Here is a 14,947-nt window from a genome sequence, read left to right on the forward strand (position 1 = left end):
CCTGTGGACACAGGCAATTCAGGAGCAATGTGTTGAGTGTGTCTGCCGTATTGAAATCATAGGACTTTCCGGCATCAGACGTGTATGAGATGTTTTCCCGGGTCAGTTCGTTTATTGCCCTAAGGATGGTGTCGGCGCTACAGGTGCGGAGTGTGGGGTGAAGGGAAAGATGACTCATTAAGTGGGCGGTGACATCCTCAACGCAAGAACCGCCGCAGAAGTAAACGCATAGGAGGGAGCGGATGATTTCGCTGTATTGATAACCATAGAGTTTGCATCTCAACCCAAGTGTTGAGTCAATTGTAGAGGAGAGAAGGGAGGTAAATTGCTCCATGATTGGAAATATGCCTCCAAAAGGAGTGAGTCTTTCGGATTTTATTGCTACCTTTGCCATGCCTGTTGCGGTTTTCTTTGTCTTTGGATTCGCAACACTAAGGTAAGTGAAAACGCTGACATGGCAAAAACCTGGGCAACAAAATGTTGCTCAGGAACTTATAAAAATAATTATCAATTATGTTGCGGAATTAAGGTTCTTAAAAGCAGTAGTCGATTCATACGTGTTTTTTAGTTTAGATAATAAATAAAGTTAAGTGTTCACATTTAATCATATACACTCCAAAATTAGAATTTTTTAATGAACTGCGATGGAGAAAAATTGTTTTTTTGGTGGTAAAAATTGTTTTTTAACAGTTTGTCAATATTTATGCAGAATAACCAAAACGATTTCACTCGGTGTAAACAAACGGATATCCTTACGGGAAGTACCTATTCCATTTGTTATAATAACCGGTATACCAGCAGAGTTATATTTCAGCCCACTCAAAAAGCGAGATCCATATTTTGAGAAATGAGCTGGAGTATATCGTCCGAAAAAGCTGACCTGTCCACCATGAGTATGTCCAGCCAAAGCCAGATCCGTATTGCTGACATCCACATCTTCTACATAATCGGGCGTATGAGTCAGCATGATGACATAATCTTCTGCCTGAAGCGACAGTGTAGGTGAAATACCGTTTTTTGTCAAATCGAACGGATTGCGGATTCCACAAAGTAAAATATACTGGTTTCCTTTCCATAACGTATCTACCTGATGTTCGAGCAACCGGATACCGGTTCGTTCCATTTCCTGTCTGACTATCTCATAATTGGCATTGTTCTCATGATTGCCCATTACTCCATAAGTACCATAAGGTACACAAACCTGATAAAGCACGTCAAAAAGCTCCGACAAGTTTCCACCATTCCGTCCCCGATAATCTCCTCCCAATAATAACAGGTCAGCGTCAGCTGCTTGCAGGGCTTTCAGTAAACCAGGAAGTCTTTTTTTCCCGAAACGACTTTCATAATGAAAATCGGATGCAAACGCAATACGAAATCCATCAAACGAATCGGGCAGTTGTTCGCTATATATATCATATTTTTTTATACGCCCTATCCCATGATATTTCGATAAAGAAGCTGTGGCACACGACGAGAATAAAACAGCTGATACAAGAAATGAAAACCAAACTAATTTTTTCATGGCTATATTACTGGAATTTTCAAACGAAAATAACACTTTTCCATTGCCCAGGCAAAGTCTCAACAGAATTTCATAACTTTGTACTGTTAAAAACAAATCAAATTTATGGTAAAACAAAACTCTACAAAAGCCTGGTTACTTGCCAGCCGTCCGAAGACTTTGACAGCAGCTTCTATTCCTGTCATGCTAGGCTGTGCACTTGCTTTCATGTACGGACACTTCCAATTAATTCCTGCCATACTATGTTTTCTCTTTGCTTTCCTAATGCAGATAGATGCTAATTTTATAAACGATTTATACGATTACCTGAAAGGAAGCGACCGTGAAGACAGACTCGGTCCGGAACGTGCCTGTGCCCAAGGCTGGATTTCTCCTTCCGGAATGAAAAAAGGGATTCTTGTAACTACTGCACTAGCTGCAGTAACAGGGCTTTTCCTGCTTGGATATGGTGGTTGGGAAATGATTCCAGCAGGTATTGCTTGTATTATTTTTGCTTTCCTATATACTACCGGACCTTATCCGCTTGCCTATCATGGCTGGGGCGATATACTGGTTCTGGTATTCTTCGGATTTGTACCTGTAGGATGTACTTTCTATGTCATGGCACATGACTGGAATACCTCGGTAACAATGGCCTCACTCGCCTGTGGATTCGTAATCGATACATTACTTATGGTAAATAACTTCCGCGACAGAGAACAGGATGCCATAAGCGGAAAGAAAACCATCGTCGTACGGTTAGGTGCACGTGCCGGACTTATTCTATATTTTCTACTGGGACTGGCTGCATGCTGGAGCTGTTTCTATTTTGTCACCGAAGGCAGACTGTGGGCTGCTATCTTACCTCAGATTTATCTTTTATTTCATATTCTCACCACAATGAAAATGGCACGAATTAACAGGGGAAAAGAACTGAACGCCATTTTGGGAGAAACGTCACGAAACATGCTGTTATTCGGGATACTACTCACCGCAGGATTATTGATTCCAGCTTGACACAACTGTTAATTTGTTATTTCCATGAACAGCAGAGTAAAAGAACTTGATTTTCTAAAGTGTATATTCATCATCCTGATGATTATTTTCCATCTGGTATACATCGGCGACTCGTATCCGTATGCCAAGCAAGTAGTCTATACCTTCCACATGTCGGCTTTTCTTGTCATTTCCGGATATCTGAATAATGTAAACAAGGAAATCAAAGTCTTCGGACAGAGTCTGCTTTGGATATTCATTCCTTATGTTTGTATGGAAACCGGATACGTCATCATGTCAGCCATTCTCCCCGTAAGGGAAAAGGTTACCGAATTGTCAGCCGGACTTTTATTGCATAAAGCCATCATTGCTCCCATGGGACCTTATTGGTATCTCCATACCCTGATGCTCTGTAATGCCAGCTATTACCTGATGTACAGGATGACAAATAAATGGAAAGGAATTACTCGCTTCATCCTTTTAGGAATATTATTATATGGACTTTCTGAGTTGAAGTTATTGACATTTGCCAATGCCATTTATTTTCTGGCAGGAGTAGCTATCCGACAAAGCGGAAACAATATCATCCGTATTTTCCAACCCAGCCTCTTGGCCTTGTTCCCACTGATTATACTCTGTTACTTCCCCGAAAATCTGAATCGAGGAACACTGGCAGGAGTAACTATTACATATCTGGTAATCAGCTTGCTGCTAGCAACCTACACTTATCTAACGGAACAAATAAAAAGGATTCTTCTTTATATTGGCAGTAATACACTGGTTATTCTGCTCTTTTCACCTGTGTTTACTATTTTGTCAAAACTCTACCTGCCGCTCTTTGCTTTCGATGCGACAGGCATTTGTTTTACGATAGTTTCGGTAGTTTTTGTTATCTGCGGATGTTTCGGCGTAACTTACATATTCGACCGATTACATATCTCGCCTTATTTTTTAGGAAAGAAGCAAATGCTTCCTCCCTATTCTTCTGCCGACTAGTCACGCTCGATCAGTACGGTAGCATATGCCGAGATACCTTCCTCACGACCGGTAAATCCTAACTTTTCGGTTGTAGTAGCCTTTATGGATACGTCTTCCGGTTCAATGTTCATGACATGAGCCAGCACTTCCTGCATTTCTGGAATATGTGCTTTCAGCTTCGGACGTTCGGCACAGACTGTTGCATCAATATTGCCAACTCGATAACCTTTTGTTGCTATCAAATCTATAGTTTTTGCCAGCAGAATCTTGCTGTCGATATTCTTAAACTCACCTGCATTGTCAGGAAAATGATAACCGATATCACGCATATTTGCCGCTCCCAACAATGCATCGCAAATGGCGTGAATCAGCACATCAGCATCAGAATGTCCCAACAATCCTAATTCGTGCTCCAGCTTGATACCTCCCAGCCAAAGCTCACGTCCTTCAATTAAACGATGGACGTCGAAACCAAATCCTACACGTATTTTCATCGCACGTAAAAATCAAGAACTTTTTCGTTTTCCAAATAGCCTTCCAAGTGATTGTCTATCTGTACCGGACCCACTCCTACCGGTGTTCCTGTAAACAGCATATCTCCAATTTTCAATGTACAGAACTGACTGACGTATGCAATAATCTGGTCTACTTTGAAAAGCATGTCCTGCGTATTCCCCTGCTGTACAGTCTTACCATCAATATCCAAATGGAAATTGATATGCTGTATATCGGCAAACTTCTCTACCGGTACCCAATCTCCTATAGCAGCCGAATTATCAAATCCCTTACATAGTTCCCACGGCTTACCTTCGGCACGGAACTTACGTTGCAAATCACGTGCAGTAAAGTCAATACCCACCGTTACAGCATCATAATAGCGATGTGCAAAACGCTCGGATATATTCTTTCCCAAACGGTTTATACGTACTACCAGTTCGGTTTCATAATCTACCTGCTGGCAGAAATCAGGAATAAAAAACGGCTTGCTGTCCTTCAGCAAGGCAGAGTCCGATTTCATAAAGATAACCGGTTCTTGTGGCAATGGCTCGTCTGCATGCAATTCCTTACAATGCAACGGGTAGTTCATGCCTATAGCTATAATTTTCATGGAAAGTTATTTCTTTATTGTTTCATTCAAACGGTTGAACATCACAGCCAGATGAGCATATAGTGATGTATTCTGCACTACAATATTTTCGGGAACCCGAATACGGAAAGGAGTAAAATTCCAGATAGCCTTGATACCTCCTGCAATCATCTTATCTGAAATCTCCTGAGCAATGGCAATAGGAACAGTCAGTACACCAATATTTACTCCATCCAGTTTCATACGTTTCTCAAAATCATCAGAGTGATAAATAGGAATACCATTTATCTTTGTTCCCACCAAGTCGGGATTGACATCGAAAGCCCCTACTATCTGAAGACCAAAATGAGACAGACCTGAGTCACGCAACAATGCTCCTCCCAAGCTTCCTACTCCGAAAAGATACGCTTTATGCATATTGGTAAATCCCAAAAAATCCTCCAATACCTGAATCAGCAAATCAATGTCATACCCTACACGGGTACGTCCGGCAATATCCACATACGAAAGATCTTTTGCTATCTGCGAAGCATCAATATTGATTTGCTTTGAAATCTGAGTAGAGGAAACATACTTCTCTCCTTTCTCTCTCATCAGCTTTGCATTCGAAAGATACCACGGCAGTCTACGCAGAGTAGGCTCCGGTATTTTTTCCGTATTTTTACGAGTATGTATTGCCATTTTTTGCTTCTATAATGGTTCTGTCTTTGTGCAAAATTAAGCTATTTATTCGGAAACGCACACAGAATATAGAAAAATGTACCTATCTTTGAGTCGGATTAAAATTAATTCACATGAAAAATAACGATTGGAAAGACCGACTGAACATTGTATATTCTACTAATCCGGACTTTAAATACGATAACGGAGAAGAGGAAGAAGTGGAAACACTAGATAAAAAACAGCAAAAGCTTCGCGTTTCGATAGAGAAAAAAGGACGCGGCGGAAAGACCGTTACTGTAATAACCGGCTTCATCGGCAGTGAAGATAATCTGAAAGATCTGGGCAAGCTACTGAAGACCAAATGTGGTGTAGGAGGTTCTGTGAAAGACGGTGAAATCTTGATACAAGGAGAGTTTCGCCAGCGCATTATCGATTTATTAAAAGCAGAGGGCTATACACAAACTAAGTGATCTGATATTATCTAAAAAGACATCAGGTAATACGCCTAATAAAGACCGATAAAATACCCGAATTCTTTGTACAAATGTTCAGAGTATTTGTACATTTTTTTGCAAAACATCAGCAAGTTTTAGGGAAAACTTCAGCATGTTTTCAAAATCCTTTTTACGACATTATGAATGAAGAACTGAAGGACATAAAAGGATCTTTTTTCAAAGATAGGATTGTATAGAAATTTCATGCAACAAAGTTTGCTCAACACAATATATATTCTTTGTAAAAAAATAAAATTAAAAAAGTCATCTATTTCTCTACAAAAGGGAATAGATGACTTTATATTTTAATACTTCTCAGAGAAGAAGTTATTATTCAGCACGCAAAGTGAAACGTTTGAATTCTGTGATAGCCAATTCAGGATCTGCAGCTTTCAATACTTCTGCTACATTCTTCTTCGGATCCATAATGCTTTCTTGGTTCAACAGACAAACTTCTTTCAAGAATTTGCCCAAACGACCTTTAGCGATATTTTCGATCATAGCCTGAGGCAGGTTAGCAGCCTTTTCAGCAGCTACAGTTTCCTTAATTTCTTTTGCTTTAGCTACGTCTTCAGCAGTGATCCATCCCTTAGCCATGTTGCTTTCCATGTGTTCTTCGCTGTCTACATGAGCAGGATTGATGCCAGCTTTCTTCAAAGCAGCTTCTACAGCCTTCTGTACCTGTTCAGCTTTAGTTTTTTCGATAGCAACGTTGATTTCCTCTTGTTTTACTGATTCAGGAACGCCTGCTTCGTCGATAGCGATCGGGTTCATAGCTGCAATCTGCATACAGATTTCGTGAGCAACTTTTTCATCGCAAACTTTATTGAAAGATACAATTGTACAAAGCTGATTCTTGTTCATGTGGTTGTAAACAGCAGTGCAAGCACCAGAAACGAAGAAATAGCCATCCAATTCAGTCTTTTCACCAGTGATACCGCTACGTTCAACGATAGCATCAGCGATAGTACCGCTACCCATCGGAAGAGCTTTTACATCATCCAAAGTCTGACACTTGTTAGCGATAGCAGCGTCAAGGATAGCTTGAGTCAAAGCAACGAAATCTGCATTTTTAGCAACGAAGTCAGTTTCACACTTCAAAGCAATCATAGCAGCATAGTCACCTGTTGATTTTGCCAATACACAACCTTCTGAAGTTTCACGGTCAGAACGTTTTGCAGCAACAGCCTGTCCTTTCTTACGGATAATTTCCACTGCTTTGTCGAAATCGCCTTCTGATTCAGTCAAAGCGTTTTTACAGTCCATCATACCAGCTCCAGTCATTTTACGAAGCTTGGTGATATCAGCCATACTTACAGCCATAGTAATTTCTTTTTATTGAGTTAATAAATAAATCTATTATAAAGCAAATGAGAGCTGAGAACAGAGAGTTGAGAATTGCTTTTATATAGTAACTCTCAACTTTCAACTCTCAACTCTCAACTTAAAGTATATTAAGCTTCTTCGTCTTTACCGATGAAAGCGGCAGCTTTAGCAGCATTGATTGCGTCTTCTTCAGCCTTATCCATGCGTGCTTTAGTAGTTTTCTTCTTAGCTGCTTTTGGTGCATTTTCACCAGCAGCTTCCATATCTACTTTTTCAGCTTTTCTTTCTTCCAAACCTTCTGCCATAGCAGCGCAGCAAGCATCCAAGATAACTTCTACAGACTTAGTAGCGTCATCATTTGCAGGAATTACAAAATCTACGTTTGAAGGATCTGAGTTTGTATCAACGATAGCGAATACAGGAATACCCAAACGGTTAGCTTCGCGAACTGCGATATTTTCTTTCAATACGTCGATAACGAACAATGCAGACGGCAGACGAGTCAAATCAGCGATAGAACCTAAGTTCTTTTCCAATTTAGCACGCTGACGAGAAATCTGAAGAACTTCTCTCTTTGACAAGTTTGAATAAGTACCATCGTTAGTCAATTTATCGATAGTAGCCATTTTCTTCACAGCCTTACGGATAGTCGGGAAGTTAGTCAACATACCACCCGGCCAACGCTCGATTACATAAGGCATGTTTACAGAAGCAGCTTTCTCAGCTACTACCTGTTTTGCTTGTTTTTTAGTAGCAACAAACAGGACTTTCTTTCCTGATTTTGCAATCTGCTTCAAAGCTTCAGCAGCTTCATCAACTTTAGCAACGGTTTTGTTCAGGTCGATGATATGGATTCCGTTGCGTTCCATGAAAATATAAGGAGCCATTGCAGGGTTCCACTTTCTCTTAAGGTGTCCGAAGTGGCAACCAGCCTCCAATAATGTATCAAAATTTACTCTTGACATTGTTTTAATCTTTAAATCGTTTACTTTCTTTTTTGTTAATTGAACCAACTGCCGGGTAGTTTCTCCGCAAACACTTGTAGGGAAAATCCCGACGGTTTAGATACTAAACGCTTTCTTAGTTGAGAGTTGAAAAGTGAAAGTTGAAAAAAATTAAGCAACTTGTCCGTTCCAACATTCCACCAACTCTTAACGTTTACTGAACTGGAATCTGCGACGTGCTTTTGGACGACCCGGTTTTTTACGTTCAACAGAACGAGGATCACGAGTCATGAAGCCTTCTGCACGAAGAGTCTTCTTGTCTTCAGGGTTAATTTTAACCAGTGCACGAGCGATAGCCAGACGCAAAGCCTGTGACTGACCAGTAAATCCACCACCGCACAAGTTAACTTTAATATCATATTTTTCAGCTACTTCCAGCTTATTCAAAGGCTGTTTTACTACATACTGCAGAATAGTTGATGGAAAGTACTGTGCAAGGTCTCTCTTGTTAATAGTAATCTTTCCTGTACCTTCGCTTACGAAAACGCGAGCAACTGCGCTTTTACGTCTGCCTAATGCATTTACTACTTCCATTCTTTATTATTTAAGTGTGTTAATATCAATTACTTTCGGAGTCTGAGCTTCATGCTTATGTTCAGCACCTTCGTATACATAAAGGTTGCCCAGCAACTTAGCTCCCAGACGATTTTTCGGAAGCATACCTTTTACTACTCTCTTCATCAATTTTTCAGCGCCGTTCGGTTTAGCCATCAAGCGAGCCGGAGTAATTTCGCGCTGACCACCTGGATAACCGGTGTAGCTCAAGTAGATTTTATCATTCCACTTGTTTCCTGTAAATTTCACTTTGTCTGCATTGATGATAATAACGTTATCACCGCAGTCTACATGAGGGGTGAAGTTTGGTTTATACTTACCTCTCAACAACTTTGCAACTTTTGCACCGAGGCGACCTACCACCTGATCGGTAGCATCCACTACGACCCATTCTTTAGTCGCAGTTTCTTTGTTTGCAGAAATGGTCTTGTAACTTAAAGTATCCACTCTTAAATCTTTTTTAAAATGTTAACTACTAAAAAACAAATTCCTACAACTTACTCTTCCCGGACAAAGAAGATATAAAGCCTTCAGAATTAAACTTTTATCACTATTTGATAATAATCGGCTTGCAAAATTACTGCTTTTATCTGAACTGACAAAGATTTTAAGTTTTTTTTTCTACACACAAGCCTCTGACTTAGGGGTAATTAGCGAATGATATTTTCAGGATAAGCAGAAGGCATCTCTACCCTTTTCCATATTTCATGACACCAAGAGTCTATTTTATTTCCATTACGGTCAGTTTTCAGATAATACTTCACAAGCATCAGGTTACCATTTTCCTCTAATTCAAACTGCATTACATTTTTTCCTCCATTCAGCTGTGGCAAATGCAGATTCTTCTCTACGTATTCTGTATATGAATTCTCGGACTCCTGCTTATATGTACCATAGCCGATAATGATAGCGCCGGTCTGCATCATTACCAAATTAATAAAACGCCCATCATCTGAAAGAATCTTAAGAGAATTACCTGTCTTCAACTCACCTACAACATTAGGAGAACTAGAGCGGTAAAAACACATTTGCCATACACCATTCAATGTAGAAGGAATTTTTTCCTGAACATCCTGAGCCAACAAATTTGTAACGCCCAAAAAGAGGGATACTACCCAAAGGAATAAAGAACGTGTTTTCATAACAAATAAATTTAAGAGGTTAAACGAGAAATGAGTTGATATACAAATATATAAAATATATCGCATTAAAAGTTATAATTTCACGTTTTTATTTCACTATTCCTTACTACTTTACTTCATCCTGAAAAAACGGATTTTCACATGACAAATCGAGTAGGAGGAAAACGAAGTAGTTTTCTTCCTACTTTCGTTTTCCGACCTCTCACACCACCGTACGTGCCGTTCGGCATACGGCGGTTCTTTACTATGGATGCCTTTCGTATTCTTCGAAAGACACTTCCACGACATCTTCTTCAACCATCCATTTGTAGGTCTGCGCTCCTTTATACCCTTCGGATTCCGTCCTATCTCTTTAAAGGTAGCCCAATACTTCTGTTTTGGTTTTATGCATTCGTTCCAACAAACGGTAGTTTTCAGTTATGCCGTTTAAATAAAGTTTGGTCCTTCCCTATAGGCATACATGCCTTGGGTACTACGACCTCTGCTGACTTCTCACGGCAAGCTTTACTCCATCATGGTACTTCGAATCATTCATCCTCACCATATGTCCGTGAGACCTCCTCGGATAAGGGTATTAACTTTCAATCTTATGTCTGCTCCATTTACACTAACCGTCCCGAATAGCTATAGGGCTTTAGTTTGTTTCGCAACCTTACCCACGGTCATATGCCTTATATGAAGTTTCTGTTCGTCAGACCAGATGTTTGCCGCCAGCTTCTTTCAGATTCCAACTCGCGATGGACACCCTTGCTTTTGGCTGTATGATTCCCGCTATTAGGGCTCATTGGGGACTTGCACCCGTTAGCTAATACTCATGCCGAGCATACGAAAAAACAAGAGACAGAATTCTGTATTCAGAAATCCGTCTCTTGTTGTATTATGAATAAAAGCTTTTTTAGAATTCAGCATTACGCGGAGTACGCGGGAAAGGAATTACATCACGAATATTTGCCATACCTGTAACGAACAGCAGCAAACGTTCGAATCCCAATCCAAAGCCAGAGTGAGGACATGAACCGTACTTACGTGTATCAAGATACCACCACATATCTTTCATCGGAATATTCAGTTCCTGAATACGAGTCAACAGCTTGTCATAATCAGCCTCACGTTCAGATCCACCGATAATTTCACCAATTTTCGGGAAGAGCACATCCATTGCACGAACAGTCTTACCATCTTCATTCTGTTTCATATAGAATGCCTTGATTTCCTTCGGGTAATCTGTCAAGATAACAGGACGTTTGAAGTGTTCTTCCACCAGATAACGTTCATGTTCAGAAGCCAAGTCTACACCCCAATATACAGGGAATTCAAACTTGTGACCTTTAGCAACAGCATCTTCCAGGATCTTGACACCTTCTGTATAAGGCAAACGTACAAATTCTTCCTTCAACACACCCTGCAGACGTTCGATCAATCCTTTATCGAACATATCATTCAGGAATTTCACATCATCGTAGCAGTTATCAAGCGCCCACTGAACACAATACTTAATGAACTCTTCTGCCAAGTCCATATTGTCATTGATATCATTGAAAGCAACTTCCGGCTCAATCATCCAGAACTCAGCCAAGTGACGTGGAGTGTTTGAATTTTCAGCACGGAATGTCGGACCAAATGTATAAATAGCGCCCAATGCAGTAGCAGCCAATTCACCTTCCAGCTGACCTGAAACAGTCAAGCTAGCCTGTTTGCCGAAAAAGTCATTATCATAAATGATAGATCCATTCTCATCCTTTTTCAGATCGTACAGATTCATTGTTGTTACCTGGAACATCTGACCGGCACCTTCACAATCGGAAGCTGTAATAAGAGGTGTATGGAAATAGAAGAATCCACGTTCATGGAAGAACTTATGAATAGCTATAGCCATATTATGACGAATACGGAACACAGCTCCAAAAGTATTAGTACGTGGACGCAAATGAGCGATCTCACGCAAAAATTCCATAGAGTGTCCTTTCTTCTGAAGAGGATAAGTATTGTCACAAGTACCCAACACTTCTATTTCACGAGCCTGAATTTCTGCAGCTTGTCCTGACCCTACCGATTCTACCAGTTCGCCATTTACGCTGATACATGCACCAGTAGTAATTTGTTTCAGTAACTCTTCATCAAAGTTTGCCAAATCGACAACGACCTGTACATTATTTATAGTAGAACCGTCATTCAAGGCAATGAAGTTTACCTGTTTGCTACCACGGCGAGTACGAACCCACCCTTTCACATTGACCATTGTCCCGAAATCACGGCATTTCAAAAGGTCAACAATTTTTGTTCTACGAATTGTTTCCATGTTATTATTTCATTAACTAATTATTCAAAAGATCCCATACGGAGCATGTTTACTTCCTGCTCAGTCAGGTAACGCCAGTCACCGCGACGCAAGCCCTTCTTAGTCAGTCCTGCAAAATATACACGGTCCAGCTTAATTACACGATAGCCCAAAGCTTCGAAAATACGACGTACGATACGATTCTTTCCTGAGTGTATTTCGATACCAACCTGCGACTTATCTGTTTCTGAAGCATAGCTAACTGCGTCAGCATGAATTTCACCGTCATCCAGAGTAATACCAGATACGATCTGATCCAAATCAGCCTTAGTCACATTCTTATCACAATAAACGTGATAGATTTTCTTCTTCAGATATTTTGGATGAGTCAGTTTCGAAGCCAAATCACCGTCATTGGTCAGCAGCAATACACCAGTTGTATTACGGTCCAGACGTCCTACCGGATAAATACGTTCCTTACAAGCACCTTTTACAAAATCCATAACAGTCTTACGCTCCTGAGGGTCATCAGAAGTAGTAACACAGTCCTTCGGCTTGTTCAACAAAACGTATACTTTACGTTCGATATTAACCGGCTGATCGTGGAACTTAATTTCATCTGTACGTTTTACCTTTGTACCAAGTTCAGTAACCACTACTCCATTTACCGAAACAACTCCGGCAGTAATAAATTCATCAGCCTCACGACGAGAACAGATTCCAGCATTTGCCAAGAATTTATTCAAACGAATTGGTTCATCCGGATCAGTCAATACATCCTTGTATTCTATTTGCTTCTTCATGCTATACTTAGCATTCGGATTATAGTCGGCTGTACGAGGACGATATCCTCCACCCTGCTGGCGATTGTATCCTCCTTGCTGTCCGCCACCGTTATTGAAACGAGGACGCTGCGGACGATATCCACCTTCACCCTGCTGTGCATTATTGAAACGAGGGCGATATGAACGTTGCTCTCCACCTTCTCCATTATTGTTGCTATTATAACGAGAATTATACGGACGATGCGGACGAGCATTATTATTAAAGTTCGGATTGTATGAAGAACGCTCACCGTTATTATTATCGTACGACGGACGATTGCCATATGAGCGTTGCTGGCGATAACCACCTTCACCCTGCTGACCACCGTTAAAACGCGGACGATACGGACGCTGTTCTCCACCGTCACCATTATTATTGTAACGAGAGTTGTAAGAACGCTGAGGACGCTCACCTCCTTCATTATTCGAAGCAAAGCGCGGACGACGTCCATAATTATTACCTCCCTCGTTGCGGTTGTATCTGTTATAACCTTCTCTGTTGTAAGACTTGTAACCATCGCGGCCAGACTGAGTGTTTTCACCATCTTGTCTGTTTTCTCTTTCTGCCATAATTGTTGTTTTCTGTTTATAAATTAATAAATGCACCCTTCTCGGGCTAGACTTTTTTATATTACATTCCTGTATAATTGTGCGGAGTTATCGCACGCAATTCTTTCTTAATATCTTCACTGACATTCAGTGTTTCAATAAAGTCTTTAATAGAAGCTTCGTTGATAGCCTGATTTGTACGAGTCAGCGCTTTCAATGCTTCATAAGGATGTGGATATGCCTCACGGCGGAGAATAGTCTGAATAGCTTCTGCCACTACACTCCAACAGTTATCCAAGTCCTCATAAATCTTATGCACGTTCAACAGCAATTTACCGAGTCCTTTCAATGAGCTCTGGATAGCAATTACTGTATGTCCGAACGGAACACCGATGTTACGCAAAACCGTAGAGTCTGTCAAGTCACGCTGCAAACGTGATACAGGGAGTTTAGACGACAAATGTTCCAATACAGCATTTGCCATACCCAAGTTACCCTCTGCATTTTCAAAATCGATAGGATTTACTTTATGAGGCATCGCACTTGAACCAACTTCTCCCGCTTTGATTTTCTGTTTAAAGTATTCCATAGAAATATACTGCCAGAAATCACGATTCATATCAATCATAATCGTATTGATACGTTTCATAGCATCAAATATGGCACCAAGATTATCGTAATTAGAAATCTGAGTAGTATATTCTTCACGCTCCAGACCGAGCTTTTCTGCAACGAACTTATTTCCGAACGCTTTCCAGTCGAACTCCGGATATGCTACATGATGAGCATTATAATTACCAGTTGCACCACCAAACTTAGCAGTAATAGGACATGCTTTCAGAACAGCCAACTGACGGTTCAAACGGTAAGCAAATACCATAATTTCTTTACCCAGACGAGTTGGAGATGCCGGTTGACCGTGTGTTTTAGCCAACATCGGAATATCTTTCCATTCTTCCGCATACGCTGTCAGCTGATCAATCAGCTTCTGAATCTGCGGATAATAAACATCATTCAATGCATCTTTGATAGACAAAGGCACAGAAGTATTATTAATATCCTGAGAAGTCAGACCGAAATGAATAAATTCCTTATAAGATTCCAGACCTCCCAATTTATCAAACTGTTCCTTGATGAAATACTCAACAGCCTTTACATCATGGTTTGTAACACTTTCAATCTCTTTAATGCGCTGAGCGTCTGCTTCTGAGAAGTTACGATAAATATCACGCAATGATTCGAAACGTGCTGAATCGAAACTTTTCAGCTGCGGCAACGGCAATTCACACAAAGTTATAAAATATTCGATTTCAACCTGCACACGATATTTTATCAGTGCAAACTCTGAAAAATAAGCAGCCAAAGCACCGGCTTTGCTTCTGTATCGACCGTCAATAGGTGATATAGCTGTGAGTAAATCAAGCTCCATCATGTTTCACAAATACTTTTTGAGTCTATATAATGATCATTATTGAGAGTGCAAAGGTAATGTTTTTTCCCGAGTTGAAGGGAGTAACATTGAAAACTTTAGTATTTATTTTACAATTATT

At 40.4% G+C, this 14,947-nt stretch carries 16 protein-coding genes and 1 pseudogene; 4 read left to right on the top strand and 13 right to left on the bottom strand.

The window, feature by feature from the left end; all coding sequences use genetic code 11:
- Positions 1-394: pseudogene (locus tag BACCOP_RS19975) on the bottom strand (IS1380 family transposase); the annotation flags it as partial.
- Positions 395-694: 300 nt separating this feature from the next.
- Positions 695-1,522 (bottom strand): metallophosphoesterase, encoded by an 828-nt coding sequence (locus BACCOP_RS13110; protein WP_007569864.1) that lies wholly within the window; start codon positions 1,520-1,522, stop codon positions 695-697.
- Positions 1,523-1,627: 105 nt separating this feature from the next.
- Between BACCOP_RS13110 and BACCOP_RS13115 the strand changes: the two genes are divergently transcribed.
- Together BACCOP_RS13115 and BACCOP_RS13120 are read left to right on the top strand one after the other, a co-directional pair.
- Positions 1,628-2,518: a 1,4-dihydroxy-2-naphthoate polyprenyltransferase gene (locus tag BACCOP_RS13115; protein ID WP_007569867.1), complete on the top strand. Its 891-nt coding sequence runs from the start codon at positions 1,628-1,630 to the stop codon at positions 2,516-2,518.
- A 24-nt stretch (positions 2,519-2,542) separates the two neighbouring features.
- The gene (locus tag BACCOP_RS13120; protein WP_007569869.1) at positions 2,543-3,493 is read left to right on the top strand and encodes an acyltransferase family protein; all 951 of its coding nucleotides are present in this window, start codon (positions 2,543-2,545) and stop codon (positions 3,491-3,493) included.
- On the opposite strand, the gene ispF is transcribed toward BACCOP_RS13120, so the two are convergent.
- Genes ispF through BACCOP_RS13135 form a run of 3 tightly spaced genes read right to left on the bottom strand, consistent with a single transcriptional unit; the run spans position 3,490 to position 5,243 of the window.
- On the bottom strand, positions 3,490-3,969 hold the full coding sequence (ispF, locus tag BACCOP_RS13125) for a 2-C-methyl-D-erythritol 2,4-cyclodiphosphate synthase (RefSeq protein WP_007569871.1): 480 nt from the start codon (positions 3,967-3,969) through the stop codon (positions 3,490-3,492). The two genes, BACCOP_RS13120 and ispF, sit on opposite strands and share 4 nt — an antisense overlap.
- The gene (locus tag BACCOP_RS13130; RefSeq protein ID WP_007569872.1) at positions 3,966-4,583 is read right to left on the bottom strand and encodes a fumarylacetoacetate hydrolase family protein; all 618 of its coding nucleotides are present in this window, start codon (positions 4,581-4,583) and stop codon (positions 3,966-3,968) included. The genes ispF and BACCOP_RS13130 overlap by 4 nt, the downstream gene beginning before the upstream one ends.
- 6 nt (positions 4,584-4,589) lie before the next feature.
- The gene (locus BACCOP_RS13135; RefSeq protein ID WP_007569875.1) at positions 4,590-5,243 is read right to left on the bottom strand and encodes a redox-sensing transcriptional repressor Rex; all 654 of its coding nucleotides are present in this window, start codon (positions 5,241-5,243) and stop codon (positions 4,590-4,592) included.
- Positions 5,244-5,356: 113 nt separating this feature from the next.
- On the opposite strand from BACCOP_RS13135, the gene BACCOP_RS13140 reads away from it, so the two are divergent.
- Complete coding sequence (locus BACCOP_RS13140; protein ID WP_007569877.1) at positions 5,357-5,695, top strand: translation initiation factor; 339 nt, start codon at positions 5,357-5,359, stop codon at positions 5,693-5,695.
- A 354-nt stretch (positions 5,696-6,049) separates the two neighbouring features.
- On the opposite strand, the gene tsf is transcribed toward BACCOP_RS13140, so the two are convergent.
- The 5 genes from tsf to BACCOP_RS13165 form a co-directional block, all read right to left on the bottom strand.
- Positions 6,050-7,042, bottom strand: a complete 993-nt coding sequence (gene tsf / locus BACCOP_RS13145) for a translation elongation factor Ts (protein WP_007569881.1) — start codon at positions 7,040-7,042, stop codon at positions 6,050-6,052.
- Positions 7,043-7,173: 131 nt separating this feature from the next.
- The gene (gene rpsB / locus BACCOP_RS13150) at positions 7,174-8,010 is read right to left on the bottom strand and encodes a 30S ribosomal protein S2 (RefSeq protein ID WP_040312080.1); all 837 of its coding nucleotides are present in this window, start codon (positions 8,008-8,010) and stop codon (positions 7,174-7,176) included.
- A 186-nt stretch (positions 8,011-8,196) separates the two neighbouring features.
- The gene (gene rpsI, locus BACCOP_RS13155) at positions 8,197-8,583 is read right to left on the bottom strand and encodes a 30S ribosomal protein S9 (RefSeq protein ID WP_007569886.1); all 387 of its coding nucleotides are present in this window, start codon (positions 8,581-8,583) and stop codon (positions 8,197-8,199) included.
- A gap of 6 nt (positions 8,584-8,589) precedes the next feature.
- Complete coding sequence (rplM, locus tag BACCOP_RS13160; RefSeq protein ID WP_007569888.1) at positions 8,590-9,051, bottom strand: 50S ribosomal protein L13; 462 nt, start codon at positions 9,049-9,051, stop codon at positions 8,590-8,592.
- Positions 9,052-9,254: 203 nt separating this feature from the next.
- Positions 9,255-9,746, bottom strand: coding sequence for a DUF4488 domain-containing protein (locus tag BACCOP_RS13165; protein ID WP_007569889.1), 492 nt, complete (start codon positions 9,744-9,746; stop codon positions 9,255-9,257).
- A gap of 141 nt (positions 9,747-9,887) precedes the next feature.
- Here BACCOP_RS13165 and BACCOP_RS21420 point away from each other — a divergent pair, with 141 nt between their 5' ends.
- A complete protein-coding gene (locus BACCOP_RS21420) occupies positions 9,888-10,370 on the top strand; it encodes a hypothetical protein (protein ID WP_007569890.1) in 483 nt (160 codons plus the stop codon).
- A gap of 271 nt (positions 10,371-10,641) precedes the next feature.
- Here the strand turns inward: BACCOP_RS21420 and asnS are convergent, their stop codons facing one another.
- The 3 genes from asnS to purB all read right to left on the bottom strand — a co-directional run bounded on the left by asnS (position 10,642) and on the right by purB (position 14,826).
- Positions 10,642-12,045, bottom strand: coding sequence for an asparagine--tRNA ligase (gene asnS / locus BACCOP_RS13170; protein ID WP_007569892.1), 1,404 nt, complete (start codon positions 12,043-12,045; stop codon positions 10,642-10,644).
- A gap of 20 nt (positions 12,046-12,065) precedes the next feature.
- A complete protein-coding gene (locus BACCOP_RS13175; RefSeq protein ID WP_040312081.1) occupies positions 12,066-13,418 on the bottom strand; it encodes a pseudouridine synthase in 1,353 nt (450 codons plus the stop codon).
- Positions 13,419-13,479: 61 nt separating this feature from the next.
- A complete protein-coding gene (purB, locus tag BACCOP_RS13180; RefSeq protein ID WP_040312082.1) occupies positions 13,480-14,826 on the bottom strand; it encodes an adenylosuccinate lyase in 1,347 nt (448 codons plus the stop codon).
- Positions 14,827-14,947: the final 121 nt, after the last annotated feature.

This window comes from Phocaeicola coprocola DSM 17136, assembly GCF_000154845.1.
GTDB lineage: Bacteria > Bacteroidota > Bacteroidia > Bacteroidales > Bacteroidaceae > Phocaeicola > Phocaeicola coprocola.

Bases quoted from the DNA above. Each gene is read 5' to 3' on its own strand.
- BACCOP_RS13140 (WP_007569877.1), top strand. From the start codon at position 5,357: ATGAAAAATAACGATTGGAAAGACCGACTGAACATTGTATATTCTACT.
- BACCOP_RS21420 (WP_007569890.1), top strand. From the start codon at position 9,888: ATGACAAATCGAGTAGGAGGAAAACGAAGTAGTTTTCTTCCTACTTTC.
- BACCOP_RS13175 (WP_040312081.1), bottom strand. From the start codon at position 13,418: ATGGCAGAAAGAGAAAACAGACAAGATGGTGAAAACACTCAGTCTGGC.
- BACCOP_RS13110 (WP_007569864.1), bottom strand. From the start codon at position 1,522: ATGAAAAAATTAGTTTGGTTTTCATTTCTTGTATCAGCTGTTTTATTC.
- BACCOP_RS13115 (WP_007569867.1), top strand. From the start codon at position 1,628: ATGGTAAAACAAAACTCTACAAAAGCCTGGTTACTTGCCAGCCGTCCG.
- BACCOP_RS13165 (WP_007569889.1), bottom strand. From the start codon at position 9,746: ATGAAAACACGTTCTTTATTCCTTTGGGTAGTATCCCTCTTTTTGGGC.
- BACCOP_RS13120 (WP_007569869.1), top strand. From the start codon at position 2,543: ATGAACAGCAGAGTAAAAGAACTTGATTTTCTAAAGTGTATATTCATC.
- asnS (WP_007569892.1), bottom strand. From the start codon at position 12,045: ATGGAAACAATTCGTAGAACAAAAATTGTTGACCTTTTGAAATGCCGT.
- rpsB (WP_040312080.1), bottom strand. From the start codon at position 8,010: ATGTCAAGAGTAAATTTTGATACATTATTGGAGGCTGGTTGCCACTTC.
- BACCOP_RS13135 (WP_007569875.1), bottom strand. From the start codon at position 5,243: ATGGCAATACATACTCGTAAAAATACGGAAAAAATACCGGAGCCTACT.
- ispF (WP_007569871.1), bottom strand. From the start codon at position 3,969: ATGAAAATACGTGTAGGATTTGGTTTCGACGTCCATCGTTTAATTGAA.
- tsf (WP_007569881.1), bottom strand. From the start codon at position 7,042: ATGGCTGTAAGTATGGCTGATATCACCAAGCTTCGTAAAATGACTGGA.
- rpsI (WP_007569886.1), bottom strand. From the start codon at position 8,583: ATGGAAGTAGTAAATGCATTAGGCAGACGTAAAAGCGCAGTTGCTCGC.
- BACCOP_RS13130 (WP_007569872.1), bottom strand. From the start codon at position 4,583: ATGAAAATTATAGCTATAGGCATGAACTACCCGTTGCATTGTAAGGAA.
- purB (WP_040312082.1), bottom strand. From the start codon at position 14,826: ATGGAGCTTGATTTACTCACAGCTATATCACCTATTGACGGTCGATAC.